This is a genomic window from Arthrobacter woluwensis, assembly GCF_030816155.1.
In the GTDB taxonomy this organism is placed as follows: Bacteria; Actinomycetota; Actinomycetes; order Actinomycetales; family Micrococcaceae; genus Arthrobacter_E; species Arthrobacter_E woluwensis_A.
This window is the reverse complement of record NZ_JAUSXR010000001.1, coordinates 1,473,988-1,495,397: the sequence shown is the minus strand read 5'-3', so window position 1 is coordinate 1,495,397 and position 21,410 is coordinate 1,473,988. Positions and strand designations below refer to the sequence as shown.

The window sequence follows — 21,410 nt, the reverse complement described above, 5'->3', positions numbered from 1 at the left end:
GAGGCTACAGCAGATCCAGGCCGTCGAAGCGCACCTGGGCTGCAGCATGGGTCCTCTTCGCCGAGGCCGCGGCCTTCGCGGCCCGCAGCAGCCGTGCGGCTTCGGAGGCCACCGCGAAGGGGATGAAGCAGAGCGTCCGGTAGTCGCCGTCGTCGAAGGGGACGGGACCCACCGTCCGCACCTCATGCTCGCCGGCCTGCAACGGCGCCAGCGCCTGCTGCAGGTTCTCCACCGCGTCCTTGGGCCCGGTGATCGCGGCGACGCGGACCGCAGGCGGCAGGTGGAGCTCCCGGCGCTCGGCGAGCTCGCGCGCGGCGAACGACGCCGGATCCCAGCGCACGAGCGCTCCCACGGCGACCTCGTGCTCAGCCGTGATCATGACCACTCCCCCGTCCCGCGCCGGACGGACCAGCGCCGCCGCATTGAACCAGCGGCGGACCGTCTCCTCCGCTGCCCGCAGGTTCTCACGCCGGAGCATCTGATCGCCATCCAGCAGGAGCGCGGCGGCGTACCCCTCGGGCGCGACGGGCTCAGCGCCCAGCGTCGCGACCACGAGGGTGCCTGCCCCGGAGACCTCGTCCTTCACGCGACCGGCCGACGACGAGACCACCCGTGCACCGGGGAACGCCCGGCCGAGTTGCTCGGCCGTGCGGAGGACACCGTTCCCGGCGACCGTGTACCGCTGAGACCCGCAGACCCGGCAGGTGACCGTGCGGTGCACCGTGCCGCACCAGCGGCATTCGGGCGCAGCGCCGGTCGCCGGGACGTGCAGGGGGCCTTCACATGTCGAACAGCGTAGCGGCGTGCTGCACTCTGCACACAACACCGTGGGCGCGTACCCGCCCCGCGCCACCTGGATAAGAACCGGCCCGTGCGCCAGAGCGTCCTTGGCTGCCTGCCAGGCCGCATGCGGGAGCCGGGCGGCAGTGGCCAACGGGTCCCGTTCCTGATGATAGGAATCCGCCGTGTTGACCACTCGAGGGGTGACGGCGCGCAACAAGGGACGGTCCGCTTCGACCGCCGGCGCCCAGCCGTGCTCCACGAGGCGTTCGGCCTCGGTGCTCCGAGCATGTGCCGCGAGGACGCACGCCGCGCCCTCCCCCTGGGAACTGCGGATCATGAGGAGTTCGCGGGCATGCGGGTACGGAGCGCGGGGTTCCGCGTGGACGTCGTCGCCGTCGTCCCAGATCGCCACCAGTCCCAGGTTTTTGAGGGGCGCGTAGGACGCCGCCCGGGTGCCGATGACCACGCGGGCGTAGCCGCCCAGGACGCGGAGGTACTCGCGATACCGCACGGACGGGCCGTCCTCGGCCGAGAGCCTGGCCACGAGGCCCCGCGGCACATGCGCGGCCAGGGCGGCGGCCAGGCGATCCAGGTCCCGGCGGTCCGGGACCACGAGCAGGGCATTGCGTCCGGAATGCAGCGTGGCGACGGCGGCCTCTGCGAAGAGCTCGGGCCACGCGTGCGGGCCGTATCCCTCGGGCACGGTCACGACGGCGCGCGGGCTGCCGCCCGTGCGAAGGTGCTGAAGGAAGGCGGCGCCTTTGCCGAGGCGGCTCCACGCCTCCTCGCGGGCAGGCGACTCCGCCAGGGACGCCACGTCCTCGTCATTCCCGCCCCGCGGCGTCCAGTCCTTCTCGCAGCTGGCCACCCGGCCCGGAATGGCGAGCCGGAGGACGTCGCTCACGGTGCCCGCGTACCGGGCGGCGACCAGACGGCAGAGCTCCAGAACCTCAGGGGTGAGCACCGGGACCGGGGAGACGACCTTGTCCAGCACACTCAGACGTGTCCCGGAGTCGCTGTCCTCCCGGCGTTCGACGATGTATCCGTGCAGTTCCCGGCCCGCGAACCGGACCCTGACCCGGGCTCCGGCGACGGCGTCGCCGTCCAGGGCGTCCGGCACCAGGTAATCGAACGGTCGGTCCAGATGCGGCAGCGGGGATTCGACAACCACCCGTGCCACAGGATTCGTGGCGGCCAGCTTCTCCGGCGGTTCAGGCATGAGCCAGCCCTTGCCGCCTCCTGCGCCCGGCCCGGAGGCCGACGGTCCCACGGAGTCAGAGACCGGAAAGAGTCCGTCCTGCACGTGTCACCACCGGGATCAGGCGTTGAAGAAGGCCTTGAGGTCCGCGACCTTGTCGAGACGCTCCCAGGTGAACTCGGGCTCTTCGCGGCCGAAGTGACCGTGAGCAGCCGTCTTGGCGTAGATGGGGCGCTTCAGATCCAGGGCGTCGATGATGGCGCGCGGGCGGAGATCGAAGACCTCGTTGATGGCATCACTGATGCGCGCGGGATCCACGGTCTCGGTGCCGAAGGTCTCCACGTAGATGCCGACCGGACGGGCCTGGCCGATCGCGTAGCCGATCTGGATCTCCGCACGACGCGCGAGCCCCGCGGCCACCACGTTCTTGGCCACCCAGCGCATGGCGTAGGCCGCCGAGCGGTCCACCTTGGACGGGTCCTTACCGGAGAACGCTCCGCCACCGTGGCGGGCGAAACCGCCGTAGGTGTCCACGATGATCTTGCGGCCGGTCAGACCGGCGTCACCCACGGGGCCGCCGATGATGAACTTGCCGGCGGGGTTCAGGATGCTGCGGACCGAGGAGGTGTCCAGTTCCGCCGTGGCGAGCACGGGAGTGATCACGTGGGTCTGAAGATCGCTGCGCAGCTGCTCCAGGCCGGCATCCTCGGCGTGCTGGCTGGAGATGACGATGGTCTCGACCGACACCGGCTTGTCCCCGTCATACCCCACGGTGACCTGGGTCTTGCCGTCGGGACGGAGGTAGGCTAGCTCGCCGTTCTTGCGGACTTCGGTGAGCCGTTCGGACAGGCGGTGCGCCAGCCAGATGGGGGTCGGCATGTAGCTGGACGTCTCGTCACTCGCGTAGCCGAACATGATGCCCTGGTCACCGGCGCCCTGGAGATCGTAGTCGTCCCGGGTGCGGCCTTCACGGGCTTCGATGGAGTTGAAGACGCCATCTGCGATGTCATTGGACTGCTGGCCGATCGAGACGGACACGCCACAGCGGGCACCGTCGAAGCCGTTGGCCGAGGAGTCGTACCCGATGCCCAGGATGGTCTCGCGGACGATCTGCGGAATCTCGACATAGGCGTCCGTGGTGACCTCGCCCGCCACGTGGACGAGGCCGGTGGTGGCCATGGTCTCCACGGCGACCCGCGACTCGGGGTCCGCGGCCAGCAGCGCGTCCAGAATGGAGTCGCTGATCTGGTCACAGATCTTGTCCGGGTGTCCCTCAGTGACGGACTCGGAAGTGAACAGCCGGAGGCCGGTGTGCGAAGAATTCTGCATGGCAAAGGTCACCAGTACACTCTACCGGCCTCTTCCACCAGCTCTGGCGCGCAGATGACGTTATGTGGACGACGCCGCAGGACATGCCTGTGGACCCGCCCCGTTCAGCCGCGCAACTCCGCGGCGACACGGTGCACGATCGCCTCGGCCACGAGGTTCTTCGAACCCTCCACGTGCTGCATCTCACGGTCGGTCCGGGACAGGATCTCCACGGAGTTCACATCCTGACCGAAGACCTTGGACTCCCCCACGTGGTTCACGACCAGGAGGTCGCAGCCCTTCCGTTCGAGCTTCTGGCGGGCGTACTCGAGGACACTGCCCGAATCATCGCCCGTCTCCGCGGCGAATCCCAGGATGAGCTGCTCCCGGCCGTCCTCGGCACGGAGCCGCACCAGCTCGGCCAGGATGTCCGGATTGCGGACCAGTTCGATCACCGGGTCGGTGCCCTCGGCCCGCTTCTTGATCTTCGTGCCGGACCGTTCGGCGGGCCGGAAGTCAGCCACGGCAGCGGCCATGAGCACGACATCGGCGGACGCCGCCTCGCGGGTCATGACCTCCCGCAGTTCCTCGGCGGTGCCCACGCGCACGACGTCGACCCCCGCCGGGAGCGCGACCTCGACGTGGGCGGCCACGAGCGTCACCGTGGCGCCGGCGTCGCGGGCGGCGGCGGCCAGGGCGATGCCCTGCTTGCCGGACGACCGGTTGCCGAGGAACCGGACCGGATCGAGAGGCTCCTGCGTGCCGCCGGCGGAGACGAGCACCCGCTTCCCGGTCAGCAGCGCCCCGGCGGTATCGCCGTCGTGCGCCTCGTCAGGAGCGGACACCAGCGCCATCGCGGCCGCGAAGATGGCCTGCGGTTCCGGAAGACGGCCCGGACCGCTGTCCTTGCCGGTCAGCCGCCCGACGTCGGGGTCCAGCACGTGGGCGCCGTGGGCGCGGAGGGTGGCGACATTGGCCTGCGTCGCGGGGTGCCGCCACATCTCGGTGTGCATGGCGGGGGCGAACAGCACCGGACAGGTGGCGACGAGGAGCGTGTTGCCGAGCAGATCGTCGGCCAGGCCGTGAGCCGAGCGGGCCAGGATGTTGGCCGTGGCCGGCGCGACCACCACCAGATCGGCCTCCTGGCCGAGCCGGACATGGTTCACCTGCTCCACGTGCTCGAACACGGAGGTGCTCACGGGATGGCCGGACAGCGCCTCCCAGGTGGCCTGCCCCACGAAGTGAAGTGCCGCCTCCGTGGGCACGACGTTGACCTGATGACCCTGTTCGGTGAAAAGACGAAGGAGGGATGCGACCTTGAAGGCCGCGATCCCTCCTCCGACACCCAGGACGATCCGCATGCGCGTCTCCTTGGTTCAGTCTCTGGTGCCGGTGATCCGGCGCCGGATCACTCGGCTTCTTCGGTGCTCTCGACCGGCTTGCACTCGAGAAGGCCCTCGTTGATCTCGCGCAGGGCGATGGAGAGCGGCTTCTCGTTCATCTTGGTCTCGACGAGCGGACCGACGTACTCGAAGAGGCCCTCGTTCAGCTGGGCGTAGTACGCGTTGATCTGGCGGGCACGCTTGGCACCGAAGATGACCAGGCCGTACTTCGAGTCAGCGGCTTCGAGCAGCTGGTCGATCGGCGGGTTGATGATGCCCTCAAGGTTGGTGGACACGGTGTTCTCCAGGATCTTCTCGGTGTTCAGTCCCCGGCTCCTCAGAGAGGGTCCGGGATGGCGCCCGCCGGTGAGCAGGCGCCGCGTCATGGCGGCTTTTCAGCGAGGGTTCGGGGTCAAACCCATCAGGTGGACAAGTTCGTCGGCTGCACGCCGGACATCGTCATTGACCACGGTGTGGTCGAACTCCGGCTCGGCAGCAAGTTCCAGTTTAGCGGTTTCCAGCCGGCGCTGCTGTTCCTCCGGGCTTTCCGTGCCGCGGCCCACCAGTCGGCGGACCATTTCATCCCAGCTCGGCGGGGCCAGGAACACGAAGCGAGCATCCGGGACACTGGCCTTGACCTGGCGCGCACCCTGGAGGTCGATCTCCAGCAGGACGTGCTTCCCGTCGGCCAGCGCGGCCTCCACGGTGCTCCTCAGCGTGCCGTACCGGTTGACGCCGTGCACCACGGCCCACTCCAGGAACTCGCCCTCCTCGGCCAGCCGGTCGAACTCCTCGGCGGACTTGAAGAAGTAGTGGACGCCTTCCTGCTCCCCGGGCCGCGGGGGCCGTGTGGTCGCGGAGACCGACAGCCAGACCTGCGGGTAGTTGTCACGGATGTACGTGGAGACCGTGCCCTTGCCGACCGCGGTGGGTCCGGCGAGCACGGTGAGACCGGAAAGTGAGCTCACGGTGTCCTCTGGTCATAGGCCGCCCGTGGGCCGCCTGAACTATTTGTCTTCCAGAAAATCTATCAGGGCCTTACGCTGGTGGACGCCGAGGCCCCGGACCCTGCGTGACGGGGCGATCCGCAATTGCGTCATGATCGCCTGCGACCTGACGCGGCCGATGCCCGGGAAGGACTCGAGCAGTTCGGAGACCTTGAGCCGTGCGATGGCGGGGTCGTCCTCCGCCTGCGCCAGGACCTGCGGCACGGTCAGTTCCCCGGATTTCAGCGCCTCTTTGAGGCGTGCACGCACCTGACGGGCCGCTGCTGCTTTCGCAAGGGCGGCACTTCGTTCCGTGCTGGTCAGAACTCGCAGGCTCATGGCATCTCCCACCTCCGGGCACCCATGGCTATGGGCGCGACTGACGGTTGATGCGAACCTACCTGAAAGTGACGTCCGGCACCATAGCTGGGAGGTCACCGATTTCGGCGACCTCCCAGTTGAGCGGCGGGTCCGGGCGCTCCGAGAGCCGGCCCGGACGGTCAGCGCAGTCCGGCGAGCGTCCTCTCGATGCCCGCCACGAGCCCCTGGACGGACGGGCCGTCCTTGAGGATGTCGCGGCTGGACGTGCCCAGCACGAAGGGATAAGCCGCGCCGAAGGTGCGGCGCATGTCCTCGGCCGTGGCGCCCTGGGCTCCGAGGCCGGGAGCGAGGATGGGGCCGTTGAGGGAGGCGAGGTCGAGACCCAGCTCCTCGATCGCCGCTCCGACGGTCGCGCCGACGACGAGTCCCACCGAGCCGAGACCGGTCACGCCGGCGTTCTCCGCCGCGGCCGCCTCGATGATCCGGCGGGCCACGGAGGCCTCTCCCCCGACATGCTGGACGCTCGCGCCCTCCGAGTTGGAGGTGAGGGCCAGGACGAACACGCCGCGACCGTGAGCCGCCGCGAGGTCGAGGGCCGGGCGGAGCGACTCGAAGCCGAGGTACGGGCTGAGCGTCACGGCATCCGCCGCGAGGGGCGACGACGGCGACAGCCACGCGTCCGCGTAGGCGGCCATGGTGGACCCGATGTCGCCGCGCTTGGCGTCGGCGATCGTGAGCACCCCGGCCGAGGCGGCGTCAGCGAGCAGACCCTCGAGAACCGCCAGACCCGCCGAACCGTGCCGCTCGTACAGTGCGACCTGGGGCTTGATGGCCGCCACACGGCCCGAGGCGGCCTCCAGGACACGCGCGGAGAACTCCTTGAGGCCCACGGCCGAGTCGTCCAGCCCCCAGGCCTCCAGGAGACCGGGGTGCGGGTCGATGCCCACGCAGAGCGGGCCGAGGGAGGCCATGGCCTCCGCCAGGCGGGCGCCGAAGCCGGCGCCCGCCGTCGTCGTCTGGTCAGCCATTGCGGACCGCCGCGAGGTTCGCCGCGTGTTCCTGCAGGCTGGTGACGTCCCATTCGTAGGTGCGGATGGCCTCCATGGCCTGCACGGCCACGTTGAACTCCGCGACCGTGGTGATGCACGGGATGCCGATCGAGGTGGCCGCGGCGCGGATCTCGTAACCGTCCCCACGGGCTTCGCCACCGGACGGGGTGTTGAAGACCATGTCGATCTCACCGGCGACGATGCGGTCCACGATCGTGTTCTCACCCTCGCCGGAGCCCTGGCCCTCGGCGACCTTGCGCACGAGCGTCGCCTGGATGCCGTTGCGGTGGAGCACATCGGCGGTGCCGCCGGTCGAGACGATCTCGTAGCCCAGATCCGAGAGGCGCTTGACCGCCAGGATCACGGCACGCTTGTCCCGGTTCGCGACCGAGACGAACACGCGGCCTTCACGGGGCAGCGGGTTGTTCGCGCCGGCCTGGCTCTTGGCGAAGGCCGTGTCGAAGTGCTTGTCGATGCCCATGACCTCACCGGTGGAGCGCATCTCCGGGCCGAGCAGGGAGTCGACCACGTGGCCGTCCTCGGTGCGGAAGCGGCTGAAGGGCAGCACGGCCTCCTTGACGGCGACCGGGGCCTCCAGCGGGAGGTTCGCGCCGTCGCCCTGCTCGGGGAGCATCTTGTACGCGGTGCGGAGCTGGTGGATGGTGACGCCGACGCCGATCAGCGCGGCCGCCTTCGCCATCTGCACGCCGGTGGCCTTGGAGACGAACGGCACGGTGCGGGAGGCGCGGGGGTTGGCTTCCAGCACGTACAGGACGTCCGAGGCGAGGGCGAACTGGATGTTGATGAGGCCACGCACGCCCACACCCTCCGCGATGGCGCGGGTGGCGTTCCGGACACGCTCGATCACGTTCTTGCCGAGCGTGATCGGCGGCAGCACACAAGCCGAGTCACCGGAGTGGACGCCGGCCTCCTCGATGTGCTCCATGATGCCGCCCAGGTACATGTCGGTGCCGTCGAAGAGGGCGTCCACGTCGATCTCGACGGCATCTTCGAGGAAGCGGTCGATCAGGACCGGGTGGTCCGGGGTGATCTCGGTGGCGTTGGCGATGTAGCGGGACAGGTTGGCCTCGTCGTAGACGATCTCCATGCCGCGGCCGCCCAGCACGTAGGACGGGCGGACCAGGACCGGGTACCCGATCTCATCGGCGATCTTCTTGGCGTCCTCGAAGGAGACGGCGGTGCCGTTCTTCGGGGCGATCAGGCCGGCGTTGTCCAGCACGCGGGAGAACTCGCCACGGTGCTCGGCGAGGTCGATGGCCTCCGGCTGCGTGCCGAGGATCGGGACGCCGGCGTCGGCCAGTTCCTGCGCCAGCTTGAGCGGCGTCTGCCCGCCCAGCTGCACGAACACGCCCATGACACCGCCGGTGCGCTCCTCCGCGGCGATGACCTCGAGCACGTCCTCCAGGGTGAGGGGCTCGAAGTACAGGCGGGTGGACACGTCGTAGTCCGTGGAGACGGTCTCCGGGTTGCAGTTGACCATGACGGTCTCGTAACCGGCCTTGCGCAGCGCCATGGAGGCGTGCACGCAGGAGTAGTCGAACTCGATGCCCTGGCCGATGCGGTTCGGGCCGGAACCCAGGATGATGACGGAAGGCTTGGAGTGCAGGCCCACCTCGTCCTCCTCGTCGTAGGACGAGTAGTGGTACGGGGTGTACGCGGCGAACTCTGCGGCGCAGGTGTCCACGGTCTTGTAGACCGGGCGGATGGAGAGCGCCTGGCGCACACCGCGGACCACGGCCTCCGGGTTGTTGGTCAGGGCGCCGATCTGGGCGTCCGAGAAGCCGTGGCGCTTCGCCAGGCGCAGCATCTCCGGTGTCAGGGCCTCGCTGCTGCGGATCGTGCCGGCGACCTCGTTGAGGAGCTGGAGCTGGTCCAGGAACCAGGGGTCGATCTTGGTGGCCTCGAAGACCTGCTCGACCGTGGCGCCGCCCAGGAGGGCACGCTGCACCTGGTGCAGACGCTCGGTGGTGGGGCGCTTGGCCTTCTCCAGGAGCTCCTCCACCTCCCACTCGGGGACGTGGCTGAAGTCCAGCGTGGCGCCCTTCTGCTCGAGCGAGCGGAGGGCCTTCTGGAGGGCCTCGGTGAAGTTGCGGCCGAGGGCCATGGCCTCGCCGACGCTCTTCATGGTGGTGGTCAGGGTGGGGTCCGCCGCCGGGAACTTCTCGAAGGCGAAGCGCGGGACCTTGACCACCACGTAATCGAGGGTCGGCTCGAAGGAGGCCGGCGTCTTCTGGGTGATGTCGTTGGGGATCTCATCCAGGGTGTAGCCGAGCGAGAGCTTCGTGGCGATCTTGGCGATCGCGAAGCCGGTCGCCTTGGAGGCCAGGGCCGAGGAGCGGGACACGCGCGGGTTCATCTCGATGACCACCACGCGGCCGGTCTCCGGGTTCACGGCGAACTGGATGTTGCAGCCACCGGTGTCGACGCCGACCTCGCGGATGACGGCGATCGCGACGTCGCGCAGCTTCTGATACTCGCGGTCGGTCAGCGTCAGGGCCGGCGCCACCGTGATGGAGTCACCCGTGTGGACGCCCACCGGATCGAAGTTCTCGATGGAGCACACGACCACGACGTTGTCGTTCTTGTCGCGCATCATCTCCAGCTCGTACTCCTTCCAGCCGAGGATGCTCTCTTCGAGCAGCACCTCGCTGGTGGGGCTGTACTGGAGGCCCTGGCCGACGATGCGGCGCAGATCGCTCTCGTTGTACGCCAGGCCGGAGCCCAGGCCACCCATGGTGAACGACGGCCGGACGACCATGGGATAGCCGAGGTCCTCGGCGGCGGCCAGGGCCTCATCCATGGTGTGGATGATGTGGCTCTTGGCGCTCTCGGCGCCACAGCGCTCGACCACGCCCTTGAACTTCTCGCGGTCCTCGCCCAGCTCGATCGCGGCGATGTTCGCGCCGATCAGCTCGACGTCGTACTTGGCGAGCACGCCGTTCTTGTCCAGCGCGATCGCCGTGTTGAGGGCCGTCTGACCGCCCAGCGTCGGCAGGACCGCGTCGGGGCGCTCCTTGGCGATGATCTTCTCGACCACCTCGGGGGTGATCGGCTCGACGTAGGTGGCGTCGGCGAACTCGGGGTCGGTCATGATGGTGGCCGGGTTGGAGTTGACCAGGATGACCCGCAGGCCCTCCTCCTTCAGGACACGCAGGGCCTGCGTGCCGGAGTAGTCGAACTCGGCCGCCTGGCCGATGACGATCGGTCCGGACCCGATGACCAGGACACTCTTGAGGTCTGTACGTTTCGGCATGCTTAGGCGTCCTTGTCCTTCTGGTTGGTCTGACCGCTCTCGGCTTCCATGAGCTCGATGAAGCGGTCGAAGAGGTAGGCGGCGTCGTGCGGACCCGAGGCGGCCTCGGGGTGGTACTGCACGGAGAATGCGGGGATGTCGAGGCAGGAGAGGCCCTCGACCACGTCGTCGTTGAGGCTCACGTGGCTCACCTCGACGCGGCCGAAGCGGCTCTCCGGCGCCTGGGTCGCGCCGTCCATGGGGGCGTCCACCGCGAAGCCGTGGTTCTGCGAGGTGATCTCCACCTTGCCGGTGCGGCGGTCCAGGACGGGCTGGTTGATGCCGCGGTGGCCGTACTTCAGCTTGTAGGTGCCGAAGCCGAGCGCGCGGCCCAGGATCTGGTTGCCGAAGCAGATGCCGAAGTACGGCAGCTTCTCGTCCAGCACGGAGCGCAGGAGGCTGACCTGGGCGTCCGCCGTCGCGGGGTCGCCGGGGCCGTTGGACATGAAGAACCCATCAGGGTTCACGGCCTTGACGTCCTCCAGCGTGGCCGTGGCCGGGAGGACGTGCACGCGCACGCCGCGCTCGGCGAAACGCTGCGGGGTCATGGCCTTGATGCCGAGGTCGATCGCGGCGATCGTGAAGCGGGGCTCCCCCTCCCAGCCGTGGTCAGACGGCTCGACGACGTACGCCTCGTCGATGCTGACCTCCTCGGCCAGGCGGGAGCCTTCCATCGGCTCGCTCGCCCGGACCGCGGCCAGCAGCTCGGCGTCGCTCGCCTGAGCGGCCTCGCCGGAGAAGATGCCGGCGCGCATGGTCTTGTGCTCGCGGAGGTGGCGGGTCAGGGCGCGGGTGTCCACGCCCTGGATGCCCACGATGCCCTGGCGGACGAGCTCCTCGTCGAGCGAGGCCTCGCTGCGCCAGTTGGAGGGACGTCGGGCGGGGTCCCGCACCACGTACCCGGCGACCCAGATGCGGCGGGATTCGGCGTCTTCACCGTTCACGCCGGTGTTGCCGATGTGCGGGGCGGTCTGCACCACGATCTGACGGGCGTAGGAGGGGTCCGTGATGGTCTCCTGGTAGCCGGTCATGCCGGTGGTGAAGACGGCCTCCCCCAGAGTGGTGCCGACGGCACCGTAGCTCTGGCCGCGGAAGATGCGTCCGTCTTCAAGGACGAGAACTGCCGCGCCGGTGCTCGCCTCAGGCGTTTGAATGCTCACTGTGTCCTCTTGTTCGCGTTCGTGTGGTCTGTCATGTCGTTTCGGAGGGCCCTCAGGCCCGTGCGGGGCCCAGGAGTCGCTCCAGGGCTTGCCGCAGTGGTTCGGTGTCGGCGCCGTGCCGGGGCAGGAATCCCGTGTCCAGGCTGCGCTCCCCCAGCTTCCAGGTGGCGACGAGGATCTGATCCTTGCCCAGGAACTTCCCCGCCATGCCGCTGGTCAGCCGGACCTCCTCGAGGTCGGCCGCCGGGATGAAGAGCTCTTCGCAGCCCGGCCGCGTGATCAGCACGCCGTCCGGGTGGACGGCCAGGTCCGCCCGGGAGCGGATGCCCAGGCTGTGGACCGCCACGCGGTCCAGCCAGTCACCCGCCGTCGTCGTGGCCACATACTGGCCGGCGACGGCGAGTCCGGGCTCGCCGAGCTCCGGCACCGTCGGCAGCGGATCCAGATCGCTCTGGCGCCGCTGGCGGCTGCGCCAGCCCACGTACAGCAGCACGATGACCGCCGCCCCGAGGGCCAGCATGAGGATGCCCGGCAGGACCTTGTCCATGGCTCAGGCCCCGACGGTGGTGCGCGGAGTGTTGAGCGCCCCGTCCAGCACCGTGGGATGGCCGTGGAAGAAGGTGGCCCGGACCTTGCCCGGCAGCTCCATGCCCTGGAATGGCGTGTTCCGGCCCTTGGTGGCCATGGCCTTGCCGTCCACGGTCCAGCGCGCCGCCGGATCCACCAGGACCACGTTGGCGGGCTCGCCAACGGCCAGCGGACGGCCCTGATCGGCCACGCGGCCGACCTCGGCCGGGACCTGGGACATCACGCGGGCCACATCGGCCCAGCTCATGAGTCCGCTGTCCACCATGGTGTGCTGGACCACGGACAGTGCCGTCTCGAGGCCCGTCATGCCCATGGCGGCCTGGGCCCCACTCGCATTCCTTGTGCTCGCTCGGGTGCGGCGCGTGGTCCGTGCCGATGACATCGATGACGCCCTCGGCCAGGGCCTGGCGCAGGGCCAGCACGTCCTCCTGGGTGCGGAGGGGCGGGTTGACCTTGTAGACGGGGTCGTAGCTGCGGACCAGCTCGTCCGTCAGCAGCAGGTGGTGCGGGGTGACCTCGGCGGTGACCCGGATGCCGCGCTGCTTGGCCCAGCGGATGATCTCCACACTGCCCGCCGTGGAGACGTGGCAGACGTGCAGGCGGGAGTCGACGTGCTGTGCCAGGAGCACGTCGCGGGCGATGATGCTCTCCTCGGCGACCGCGGGCCAGCCGGCCAGGCCGAGGACCGCGGACACCTCGCCTTCGTTCATCTGGGCGCCCGCCGTGAGGCGCGGCTCCTGAGCGTGCTGGGCGATGACGCCGTCGAACGCCTTCACGTATTCGAGGGCGCGGCGCATCAGGACCGGGTCGTGGACGCAGATGCCGTCGTCCGAGAACATCCGCACCTGGGCGCGGGAGTCGGCCATGGCGCCCAGCTCGGCGAGCTGCTCGCCGGCCAGGCCGACGGTCACCGCGCCCACGGGGCGCACATCGACCCAGCCGGAGGCCTGGCCGAGGCTGTGGACCTGCTCGACGACGCCGGCCGTGTCGGCCACCGGGGAGCTGTTCGCCATGGCGTGCACGGCGGTGTAACCGCCCAGCGCCGCGGCGCGGGTTCCGGTCTCCACGGTCTCGGCGTCCTCCCGGCCCGGCTCACGCAGGTGGGTGTGAACGTCCACGAGACCCGGCAGGGCCACGAGACCCGACGCGTCGGTCACGGTGGCGCCCTCGGCGTCCGGGTGGGCTGCGGCGTCGGCGCCGAGAGCGGCGATGACGCCGTCGGCGATCAGGATGTCGGTGGGCTCGCCGCCCAGGAGCGAGGCTCCCGTGAGGAGGTGGTTGTCGGAACTCATGCGGGGATTCCCTCCGTGACGGCTTCGGTGCTGTGGTCTTCGGCGTCCCGGCCGCCGGCCAGGAGCAGGTAGAGCGCCGCCATGCGGACGGACACACCATTGCTGACCTGGTCCAGGACGGTGGAGCGCGGCGAGTCGGCGGCGGCGGAGGAGATCTCCAGACCGCGGTTCATGGGGCCGGGGTGCATGATGATCGTGTCCTTCAGGCCGTGACGGTCGAGCGCCTCGAGGCGCGCGTCGTCAAAGCCCCAGCGGCGCGAGTACTCGCGGGCGGAAGGGAAGAAGGAATCGTGCATGCGCTCCTTCTGGACCCGCAGCATCATCATCGAGTCGACGCCGGCTTCCAGCGTGGCGTCCAGGTCGTAGCTGACCTCACACGGCCAGCTCTCGACGCCGACGGGCAGCAGGGTGGGCGGGGCCACGAGCGTCACGCTGGCGCCCAGCGTCCTCAGCAGCCAGACATTCGAGCGGGCCACCCGGGAGTGCAGGACGTCCCCGGCGATCGCGACGCGCATCCCGGACAGATCGGTTCCCGCGGAATCGGTCCCGGCGATCTTCGCCCAGTGCCGCCGCATGGTGAAGGCGTCCAGAAGGGCCTGTGTGGGGTGCTCATGAGTGCCGTCGCCGGCGTTGAGGATCTTCGCGTCGATCCAGTCCGTGTTGGCGAGCCGCTGCGGCGCACCACTGGCCCAGTGACGGATCACGACGGCGTCGGCGCCGATCGCCGCGAGGGTCTGGGCGGTGTCCTTCAGGGACTCCCCCTTGCTCACCGAGGAGCCCTTCGCGGAGAAGTTGATGACGTCGGCGGACAGACGCTTGGCAGCGGCCTCGAAGGAGATGCGCGTGCGGGTCGAGTCCTCGAAGAAGAGGTTGACCACGGTGCGTCCACGGAGCGCGGGGAGCTTCTTGACCTCCCGCTGGCCGACGCGGGCCATTTCCTCCGCGGTGTCCAGGATGTCCAGGGCGTCGCGGCGACTCAGGTCCTGAGTGGAGAGCAGGTGTTTCATGCGCCCGCCTCGATCACGACTTCGTTGTCACCGGAGTCGACTTCGCTCAGGTGCACGCGGACCTTCTCGCTGCTCGCGGTGGGGAGGTTCTTGCCCACGTGGTCCGCCCGGATCGGCAGTTCACGGTGCCCGCGGTCCACCAGGACGGCCAGGCGGACGATGCGGGGACGGCCCAGGTCCACAAGGGCGTCCAGGGCGGCGCGGATGGTGCGGCCCGAGTAGAGGACGTCGTCCACCAGGACCACGACCTTGCCGTCGAGGCCGCTCTTGGGGAGCTGCGTGGGAAGAGGTGAGCGCGTGGGCTGGTGGGCCAGATCGTCACGGAACATGGTGACGTCGAGCTGGCCGAGGGATTCCCGGACGTCGAAACCGGGGTGTGCCGCGGCGATCTTCTGCGCCAGGCGCTGAGCGAGGGGGTAGCCGCGACGGGGAATGCCGAGCAGGACGAGATCCTGGGTCCCCTTGTTCGCCTCGATGATCTCAAAGGCGATGCGGGTCAAGGCGCGGTCGATGTCGTCGGAGCTGAGGACGACGCGCTGGGCCGGTTGCCCGGCCGAGGATGCACTGGTGGCGTCATTCATGCCTCTCTCCCCTTTCCCCGCCTCACGGGACGGAATTAAAAAAGGATGATTGCGTACCAAAATTACCACACGGCCGCGGTCGGACCGCTGTGTGACGGCCGCCGTCGGGCGTGATCCGCGACGCATCCGGCGCGTTGCGTCCGCGTGCTGGCTGGGGAGCCTCCGAATCAATACGATGGAGAATCATGAGCGCCCCACCGTATGGTCACGACGACCCTTCAGGCCATCAGGTCCCCGGCCGGCAGCCGCATCAGGCGCCCGCGCCGGAGCCCTTCTTCGTCCCCGAGGACCAGCAGCTGAATCCGAGCTGGATCGGCCGGGTCGATCCCGAGAGCTACACGCAGCCGGGGGCGAACTACGCCGGACGCCCACCTCTGCAGCCGTCGGCACCCCTGCAGTATCAGGACCAGCAGTACCAGAGCCAGCAACCCTTCCAGCAGCCTGCACAGCAGCCTTTCGAGCAACCCGCCCAGCCGCAGGCTTTCCAGCAGACGTTCCAGCAGCCTGTGCCCGGTCCTCAGGCGTGGCAGCAGAACCCGTGGCCGCAAGGTCAAGGACAGCAGTTCCCGCAGTCCGCCCCGCAGGGCAACCCGGCACAGCAGGCGCCGGCCTGGCCCGCCGGTCCCCAGCAGTTCCACGGCGCCTGGCAGCAGACGCCGACCGGCTGGGCGCCTCCCCGCCGGCATCGGAACATCAATCCCGCCACGCTCACGCTCATGATCATCGGCGGGGTTCTCGCGTTCCTCAGTCTGGTGCTCGTCCTGCCGCTGCTGCTCTCGAACGTCGGAGGGCAGGGGTTCATGGGCGGCTTCTTCGCCTCCCTGATTCCGCTGGCGATCGTGCTCACGGCGGTCTACTTCATGGACCGCTGGGAACCCGAACCGCGGAAGCTCCTGCTCTTCGCGCTGCTCTGGGGCGCCACGGTCGCAGTCGCCACCACGGTGGTGATCCAGCCGTTCTTCCTGCAGCTCGCGCCGCCGGATTCCACCAAGGCGGAGGTCCAGACCTTCCTGGCCACCGTGGAGGCGCCGATCGTCGAAGAGTTCTCCAAGTCACTCGGGCTGCTCCTGCTGGCGCTCCTGGCGCGCAAGTACTTCGACGGCCCGGTGGACGGACTGGTCTACGCCTTCACGATCGCCGCGGGCTTCGCCTTCACGGAGAACATCCTCTACTTCGGCCGGATCTACTCGGCCGAGGAGGGCGCCGGCCAGACGTTCTGGACCATCGTCTTCCTCCGCGGCATCCTCTCCCCCTTCGCGCATGCCCTGTTCACCGGTGCCACCGGCCTGCTCATGGGCTTCGCGGCGCGGCGCTGGAACCGGGGTCTGACCGTCGGGGCGTTCTTCGTGGGCCTGCTGCCCGCCATGTTCCTGCACCACCAGTGGAACAGCATGGGCCAGGACTTCCTCTGGCTCTACATCGTCATCCAGATGCCGCTCTTCTTCCTGGCGGTCCTCGGCTTCATCTTCCTCCGGGTCGCGGAGGCCAAGCTCACGCGCGCCCGACTGAGCGAATACGCTGCGGCCGGCTGGCTCACCTGGCCGGAAGTGGGTCTCTTCGCGACGGGCCAGGGGCGCCGCGCCGCCAAACGCTGGGCCTCACAGTTCGGTCGCCAGAAGACCATGCACGAGCTCATCCGCACCGCGACGGCCCTCGCCTACACCCGCCAGCGGATCCTCACCGGGCGGGATCTCCCCCGGCTTCAGCAGGACGAGCACCGGCTGCTCGAACGCCTCGGCCAGCTACGGTCCATGGTGACCGCCTGAGCTCTCCGCACACTGAGACTTCTGCAGACTGAGACCTCCGCGAACTGTGATCTCGGCAAACGACGACGGCGGCCCGCCCCCGGAAAGGGGGCGGGCCGCCGTCGTCGTCCACCACTGAGCGCTGGATCCCTCGCGGGGATCAGGCGAGCAGCGTGGGCTTGAGCTCCTTCAAACGACCGAGCAGGCCGTTGATGAACGCGGGTGAGTCGTCCGTGGACAGGGTCTTGGCGAGGCTCACGGCCTCGCTCACGGCCACGCTGTCCGGCACGTCCTCGTTGTAGAGCAGTTCCCAGGTCCCGATGCGGAGGATGATCCGGTCCACATTCGGCATGCGCTCCAGGGTCCAGCCCTGGGCGTAGGTGGTCAGGAACTCGTCGATGGTCTCCTGCAGCGACACCACACCTTCGACCACTTCCACCGTGTAGGGGTTGATGATCTGGTCGGTGTGCTCACGCCGCTCCTTGATCACGGAGAACGGGGTGACCTGACGCTGCTCGGCTTCAAACAGGATGTCGAGTGCCCGGTTGCGGGCCTTGCCGCGGGCGCTCACTAGTCGGTGACCCGGCCCAGGTAGCTGCCGTCGCGGGTGTCGACCTTGACGCGGGTGCCCTGCTCGAGGAACAGCGGGACCTGGATCTCGTAGCCGGTCTCCACGGTGGCGGGCTTGGTGCCGGCGGAGGGAACGGTCACCCTGCAGGCCGGGCTCGGTGTAGGTGATCTCGAGGACGACGCTGGCCGGCATTTCGAGGTACAGCGGCGAACCGTCGTGCATGGCGATGATGACCTGCTGGTTCTCCAGCATGAAGTTCTTCGCGTTGCCCACGACCTCCGGGGTCACGGTGAGCTGGTCGTAGTCCTGCACGTCCATGAAGACGTAGTCGGCGCCGTCCTGGTACAGGTAGGTGTAATCGCGGCGGTCGACCGTGGCGGTCTCGATCTTGGCGCCGGCGTTGAAGGTCTTGTCCACGACCTTGCCGGAGAGGATGTTGCGGAGCTTGGTGCGCACGAACGCGCCGCCCTTGCCCGGCTTCACGTGCTGGAACTCGATGACGTTCCAGAGGTTGCCCTCCAGCTTGAGGACGGTGCCGTTCTTGATGTCGTTCGTGGTTGCCACTGCAGCCTCTCTCCCGATGCGGACTGTCCGGGGCCCTGAGGGCGCGAACAGCCATGTAGTTGTCAAAAAACCGAGATCCAGTCTACCGTGTCCGGCGGACTGCCCGGAATGCGGCCCGGCGGGCCGTGTGTCAGCTGGCCTCCGCCGCGTGCCGCGCCTGCTGCAGCGCGATCGTGGAGGAGTAGATCAGCTCGGGGCTGGCATGCGACGCGACCCGCAACTCCAGGGCTTCCTGGAACGCGTCCGCGCTGCGGGCGAAATCACCCGAGCTGTAGTAGGTGTTGCCCAGATGCTGCAGCACCTCCGCTTCGTGACCGGTCCCCCGGTACTGTGCCAGCAGGCGGTGCAGCCGCTCGTAGGCGGCCTCGAGGCGGCCACGTGTGTAGAGGATCTCCGTGTCCAGGAGCAGCAGCTCGAAGGACTCGGGATCCACCATGCGCGCCTCGGCGAGCAGTTCGGCGGCTTCGGTGGTCTTGCCCTGGACCATCAGCACGAAGACGCCTGCCCAGGGGCGGTCATCCCCTGCGAGGGTCTCCTGCACCAAGTCCTCGTCCACGATCTCGTAGCGACGTGTCAGAGGATTGACCTTGATGCCCGGGAACCCGGACTCAGGCCACTCGGAGGTCTCCAGGTCGACTCCGCCGCCGCTCATCCCTCGGCCACCTCCTGATAGGCGGCGAACAACAGGGACGTGTCCGGCACCTCCAGGACGCCGGGCTTGCCGACGCCGTCCAGGACCACGAAGCGCAGCAGGTCGCCACGGGACTTCTTGTCCCGCCGCATCCCGTCCAGCAGCGCCGACCAGCGATCGTTGCGGTAGGACGTGGGGAGCCCGAAGCTCTCCAGGATGGCCTTGTGCCGGTCCGCCTCGGCGTCGCTCAGCCGCCCCACGCTGCGAGCGAGTTCCGCGGCGAACACCATGCCCACGGAGATGGCGGCGCCGTGACGCCACGAGTAGCGTTCGGCCAGCTCGATCGCATGGCCGAGGGTGTGTCCGTAGTTCAGGATCTCGCGGAGGCCGGACTCCTTCAGGTCCTCGGAGACGACCTTGGCCTTGACGGCGATGGCACGTTCGATCAGTTCCCGCAGGACCGGGGACTCCGGATCCAGGACGTCCTGGCCGTGCTCCTCCAGCAGGTCGAGGATCACCGGATCGGCGATGAACCCGCATTTGATCACCTCGGCCAGGCCGGAGACCAGCTCATTGCGGGGCAGGGTCCGCAGCGTGTCCAGATCGGCGAGCACGGCCGCGGGCGGGTGGAATGCGCCCACCAGGTTCTTGCCTTCGGCCGTGTTGATGCCGGTCTTGCCTCCGACGGCGGCGTCCACCATGCCGAGCACGCTGGTGGGCATGTGGATGACCTTGACGCCGCGCAGCCACGTGGCGGCGACGAAGCCGCCCAGGTCGCTCACGGCGCCGCCGCCGACGGTGACGACGGCATCGGAACGGGTGAAGTCGTTCTGCCCCAGGACCTGCCAGCAGAACGCGGCCACCTGGATGTGCTTGCCTTCCTCGGCGTCCGGGATCTCGGCCGTGACGGCGGTGAAGCCCGCGGACTCGAGCTCGTCACGGACGGCGTCGCCGGTCAGACGGAGCGCGCGGGGGTGGACCACCAGGACGCGTTTGACGCGCTCGCCCAGGCGGCCCGGAAGCTGCGCCAGAAGGCCGCGGCCCACCACGACGTCGTAGTTCTCCTCCGGGCGATTGCCGGTGACCTTGATGACCGTCTCGGGATGCGTCACTCGCTGCTGTCCTTTGCTGTGATTCCGGGGAGGTCCAGCGCCCTGGCGATCTCCAGGGCGAAGTCCTCCGGGCTTCCATGGCGCACGTCGACGGTCAGCTCGGCTGCCGCCTGGTAGAGGTGGCGCCGCTGTTCGAAGAGTGTGAGCCAGCGCTCGGCCGCGTCACCCGTGAGCATGGGCCTGCCGGTGTCCCGGGCGATGCGCGGGAGGACCGTGGCCAGGTCCGGTTCCAGGTACACCACACGGCACGGCGCGATGGCCGCGCGGGACGCCTCGGCCACCACGGACCCGCCCCCGAGGGAGATGATCCGCGGCGCTTCGGGGTGGGTCATGGGGACGTCGCCAGCCACGGCGCGCGCCACGATCGAGGCCTCCGCGGCGCGGAACGCGTCCTCGCCGTGGGCCTCGAAGTATTCCGTGATCGGGCCGTTCTCCAGGACGAAGACCTCGTCCGTGTCCACGTACTCGCCCTGGAGCAACGCCGCCAGGGCCCGTCCCACGGCGCTCTTCCCGGCCGCCATGGGGCCGACCAGGACGATCGCCGTGCTGTCTGCTGCCTCATCAGAAGGCATGTGGGGCTCCCTGTGTTTCAGTTGCCGTATCAGTGGCCGGAGGAGCTGAGCTCCTCCGGGATGGCTGCCAGGTAGTTCTGGAGGTTGCGGCGGGTCTCGGCCACCGAGTCACCGCCGAACTTCTCCAGCATGGCCTCCGCGAGGACCAGGGCCACCATGGCCTCGGCCACGACGCCGGCCGCGGGCACGGCACAGACGTCCGAGCGCTGGTGATGGGCCTTGGCGGCCTCACCCGTCGTGACGTCCACGGTCTGGAGCGCGCGGGGCACGGTGGCGATCGGCTTCATGGCGGCGCGGACGCGCAGCACGGTCCCGATGCTCATGCCGCCTTCGATGCCGCCGGCGCGGTTGCTCAGGCGGGAGATCTCGCCGTTCTCGTCCTTGACCATCTCGTCGTGTGCGGCGGAGCCGCGGCGGGCGGCCGTGGCGAAGCCGTCGCCGACCTCCACGCCCTTGATGGCCTGGATGCCCATGAGCGCGGACGCCAGGCGGGCGTCCAGGCGGCGGTCCCAGTGCACGTAGCTGCCGAGTCCCGGCGGAAGGCCGTAGGCGAGTACCTCGACGACACCGCCGAGGGTCTCGCCCTCCTTGTGAGCGGCATCCACCTCGGCCACCATGGCGTCCGAGGTCTCGCGGTCGAAGCAGCGCAGCGGATCCGCGTCGAGCGCGATCAGGTCCGACGGCGAGGGCAGCGGCGTGCCATCCGGCACGGCGACGGTGCCCACCGCGGTGGTGTGGCTGATGAGTTCGACGCCGAGCTGGCGGAGGAACTTCGCGGCCACGGTGCCGAGGGCCACGCGGGTGGCCGTCTCACGGGCGCTGGCGCGCTCCAGGACCGGGCGGGCTTCAGGGAAGCCGTACTTCTGCATGCCGGTGAAGTCGGCGTGGCCGGGGCGCGGACGCGTCAGAGGGGCGTTGCGGGCCGAGGTGGCCAACTCCTCCGGATCCACGGGATCCGCGGACATGACGCGCTCCCACTTGGGCCATTCGGTGTTGCCCACCTCGATGGCCACGGGGCCGCCCTGGGTCAGGCCGTGCCGGACGCCACCGATGATGGTGACCTCGTCCTGTTCGAACTTCATCCGGGCGCCGCGGCCGTAACCGAGACGGCGCCGAGCGAGGGCGTCACGGACGTCCTCGCTCGACAGTTCGACGCCTGCCGGGACGCCTTCGACGATCCCGACGAGCGCGGGGCCATGAGACTCACCAGCGGTTAACCAACGAAACATATGTCCATCCTGCCATGC

The 21,410-nt window shown here is 69.1% G+C and carries 18 protein-coding genes and 2 pseudogenes; 1 reads left to right on the top strand and 19 read right to left on the bottom strand.

Translation table 11 applies throughout. From position 1 onward, the window contains the following. Nucleotides 1-4: 4 nt before the first annotated feature. The 13 genes and pseudogenes from QFZ52_RS06655 to pyrR form a co-directional block, all read right to left on the bottom strand. Complete coding sequence (locus QFZ52_RS06655) at nucleotides 5-2,002, bottom strand: primosomal protein N' (RefSeq protein ID WP_307496835.1); 1,998 nt, start codon at nucleotides 2,000-2,002, stop codon at nucleotides 5-7. Between the two features lie 99 nt (nucleotides 2,003-2,101). Beyond that, complete coding sequence (metK, locus tag QFZ52_RS06650) at nucleotides 2,102-3,310, bottom strand: methionine adenosyltransferase (RefSeq protein WP_307498681.1); 1,209 nt, start codon at nucleotides 3,308-3,310, stop codon at nucleotides 2,102-2,104. A 104-nt stretch (nucleotides 3,311-3,414) separates the two neighbouring features. Next, complete coding sequence (gene coaBC, locus QFZ52_RS06645; protein ID WP_307496834.1) at nucleotides 3,415-4,650, bottom strand: bifunctional phosphopantothenoylcysteine decarboxylase/phosphopantothenate--cysteine ligase CoaBC; 1,236 nt, start codon at nucleotides 4,648-4,650, stop codon at nucleotides 3,415-3,417. Between the two features lie 47 nt (nucleotides 4,651-4,697). Next, the gene (gene rpoZ / locus QFZ52_RS06640; RefSeq protein WP_066213096.1) at nucleotides 4,698-4,967 is read right to left on the bottom strand and encodes a DNA-directed RNA polymerase subunit omega; all 270 of its coding nucleotides are present in this window, start codon (nucleotides 4,965-4,967) and stop codon (nucleotides 4,698-4,700) included. A 99-nt stretch (nucleotides 4,968-5,066) separates the two neighbouring features. Next, entirely contained in the window at nucleotides 5,067-5,639 is a 573-nt protein-coding gene (gmk, locus tag QFZ52_RS06635; RefSeq protein ID WP_307496833.1) for a guanylate kinase, read from the bottom strand. A 39-nt stretch (nucleotides 5,640-5,678) separates the two neighbouring features. Next, nucleotides 5,679-5,996, bottom strand: a complete 318-nt coding sequence (gene mihF, locus QFZ52_RS06630) for an integration host factor, actinobacterial type (protein WP_066212666.1) — start codon at nucleotides 5,994-5,996, stop codon at nucleotides 5,679-5,681. A 161-nt stretch (nucleotides 5,997-6,157) separates the two neighbouring features. Next, entirely contained in the window at nucleotides 6,158-7,006 is an 849-nt protein-coding gene (pyrF, locus tag QFZ52_RS06625; RefSeq protein ID WP_307496831.1) for an orotidine-5'-phosphate decarboxylase, read from the bottom strand. Beyond that, entirely contained in the window at nucleotides 6,999-10,301 is a 3,303-nt protein-coding gene (gene carB / locus QFZ52_RS06620) for a carbamoyl-phosphate synthase large subunit (protein ID WP_307496830.1), read from the bottom strand. Before carB ends, pyrF begins: the two co-directional genes overlap by 8 nt. 2 nt (nucleotides 10,302-10,303) lie before the next feature. Beyond that, nucleotides 10,304-11,500, bottom strand: coding sequence for a glutamine-hydrolyzing carbamoyl-phosphate synthase small subunit (carA, locus tag QFZ52_RS06615; RefSeq protein WP_307496829.1), 1,197 nt, complete (start codon nucleotides 11,498-11,500; stop codon nucleotides 10,304-10,306). A 52-nt stretch (nucleotides 11,501-11,552) separates the two neighbouring features. Further along, nucleotides 11,553-12,047 (bottom strand): PH-like domain-containing protein, encoded by a 495-nt coding sequence (locus QFZ52_RS06610; protein WP_307496828.1) that lies wholly within the window; start codon nucleotides 12,045-12,047, stop codon nucleotides 11,553-11,555. A 3-nt stretch (nucleotides 12,048-12,050) separates the two neighbouring features. After that, nucleotides 12,051-13,380 (bottom strand): annotated as a pseudogene (locus QFZ52_RS06605) (dihydroorotase). Next, nucleotides 13,377-14,387 (bottom strand): aspartate carbamoyltransferase catalytic subunit, encoded by a 1,011-nt coding sequence (locus tag QFZ52_RS06600; protein WP_307496827.1) that lies wholly within the window; start codon nucleotides 14,385-14,387, stop codon nucleotides 13,377-13,379. Before QFZ52_RS06600 ends, QFZ52_RS06605 begins: the two are co-directional and overlap by 4 nt. After that, nucleotides 14,384-14,968: a bifunctional pyr operon transcriptional regulator/uracil phosphoribosyltransferase PyrR gene (gene pyrR / locus QFZ52_RS06595; protein WP_278268990.1), complete on the bottom strand. Its 585-nt coding sequence runs from the start codon at nucleotides 14,966-14,968 to the stop codon at nucleotides 14,384-14,386. Before pyrR ends, QFZ52_RS06600 begins: the two co-directional genes overlap by 4 nt. A gap of 185 nt (nucleotides 14,969-15,153) precedes the next feature. On the opposite strand from pyrR, the gene QFZ52_RS06590 reads away from it, so the two are divergent. Beyond that, nucleotides 15,154-16,734, top strand: a complete 1,581-nt coding sequence (locus QFZ52_RS06590; RefSeq protein WP_307496826.1) for a PrsW family intramembrane metalloprotease — start codon at nucleotides 15,154-15,156, stop codon at nucleotides 16,732-16,734. 139 nt (nucleotides 16,735-16,873) lie between these two features. Here QFZ52_RS06590 and nusB read toward each other — a convergent pair whose 3' ends face one another. The 6 genes and pseudogenes from nusB to aroC all read right to left on the bottom strand — a co-directional run bounded on the left by nusB (nucleotide 16,874) and on the right by aroC (nucleotide 21,392). Beyond that, nucleotides 16,874-17,284 (bottom strand): transcription antitermination factor NusB, encoded by a 411-nt coding sequence (gene nusB, locus QFZ52_RS06585; protein WP_066212693.1) that lies wholly within the window; start codon nucleotides 17,282-17,284, stop codon nucleotides 16,874-16,876. After that, nucleotides 17,284-17,848 (bottom strand): annotated as a pseudogene (gene efp / locus QFZ52_RS06580) (elongation factor P). Before efp ends, nusB begins: the two are co-directional and overlap by 1 nt. 130 nt (nucleotides 17,849-17,978) lie before the next feature. Next, nucleotides 17,979-18,500, bottom strand: coding sequence for a tetratricopeptide repeat protein (locus QFZ52_RS06575; protein WP_307496824.1), 522 nt, complete (start codon nucleotides 18,498-18,500; stop codon nucleotides 17,979-17,981). Further along, nucleotides 18,497-19,591: a 3-dehydroquinate synthase gene (gene aroB, locus QFZ52_RS06570; RefSeq protein WP_278268988.1), complete on the bottom strand. Its 1,095-nt coding sequence runs from the start codon at nucleotides 19,589-19,591 to the stop codon at nucleotides 18,497-18,499. The genes QFZ52_RS06575 and aroB overlap by 4 nt, the downstream gene beginning before the upstream one ends. Further along, nucleotides 19,588-20,163, bottom strand: a complete 576-nt coding sequence (locus QFZ52_RS06565; RefSeq protein ID WP_307496823.1) for a shikimate kinase — start codon at nucleotides 20,161-20,163, stop codon at nucleotides 19,588-19,590. Before QFZ52_RS06565 ends, aroB begins: the two co-directional genes overlap by 4 nt. A gap of 29 nt (nucleotides 20,164-20,192) precedes the next feature. Continuing rightward, the gene (aroC, locus tag QFZ52_RS06560; RefSeq protein ID WP_307496822.1) at nucleotides 20,193-21,392 is read right to left on the bottom strand and encodes a chorismate synthase; all 1,200 of its coding nucleotides are present in this window, start codon (nucleotides 21,390-21,392) and stop codon (nucleotides 20,193-20,195) included. Between the last annotated feature and the right edge of the window lie 18 nt (nucleotides 21,393-21,410).

Coding starts and splice junctions, on each gene's coding strand:
- QFZ52_RS06655 (WP_307496835.1), bottom strand. CDS start 2,002: ATGCCTGAACCGCCGGAGAAGCTGGCCGCCACGAATCCTGTGGCACGG.
- metK (WP_307498681.1), bottom strand. CDS start 3,310: ATGCAGAATTCTTCGCACACCGGCCTCCGGCTGTTCACTTCCGAGTCC.
- coaBC (WP_307496834.1), bottom strand. CDS start 4,650: ATGCGGATCGTCCTGGGTGTCGGAGGAGGGATCGCGGCCTTCAAGGTC.
- mihF (WP_066212666.1), bottom strand. CDS start 5,996: ATGAGCCTGCGAGTTCTGACCAGCACGGAACGAAGTGCCGCCCTTGCG.
- pyrF (WP_307496831.1), bottom strand. CDS start 7,006: ATGGCTGACCAGACGACGACGGCGGGCGCCGGCTTCGGCGCCCGCCTG.
- carB (WP_307496830.1), bottom strand. CDS start 10,301: ATGCCGAAACGTACAGACCTCAAGAGTGTCCTGGTCATCGGGTCCGGA.
- QFZ52_RS06610 (WP_307496828.1), bottom strand. CDS start 12,047: ATGGACAAGGTCCTGCCGGGCATCCTCATGCTGGCCCTCGGGGCGGCG.
- QFZ52_RS06600 (WP_307496827.1), bottom strand. CDS start 14,387: ATGAAACACCTGCTCTCCACTCAGGACCTGAGTCGCCGCGACGCCCTG.
- pyrR (WP_278268990.1), bottom strand. CDS start 14,968: ATGAATGACGCCACCAGTGCATCCTCGGCCGGGCAACCGGCCCAGCGC.
- QFZ52_RS06590 (WP_307496826.1), top strand. CDS start 15,154: ATGAGCGCCCCACCGTATGGTCACGACGACCCTTCAGGCCATCAGGTC.
- QFZ52_RS06575 (WP_307496824.1), bottom strand. CDS start 18,500: ATGAGCGGCGGCGGAGTCGACCTGGAGACCTCCGAGTGGCCTGAGTCC.
- QFZ52_RS06565 (WP_307496823.1), bottom strand. CDS start 20,163: ATGCCTTCTGATGAGGCAGCAGACAGCACGGCGATCGTCCTGGTCGGC.
- aroC (WP_307496822.1), bottom strand. CDS start 21,392: ATGTTTCGTTGGTTAACCGCTGGTGAGTCTCATGGCCCCGCGCTCGTC.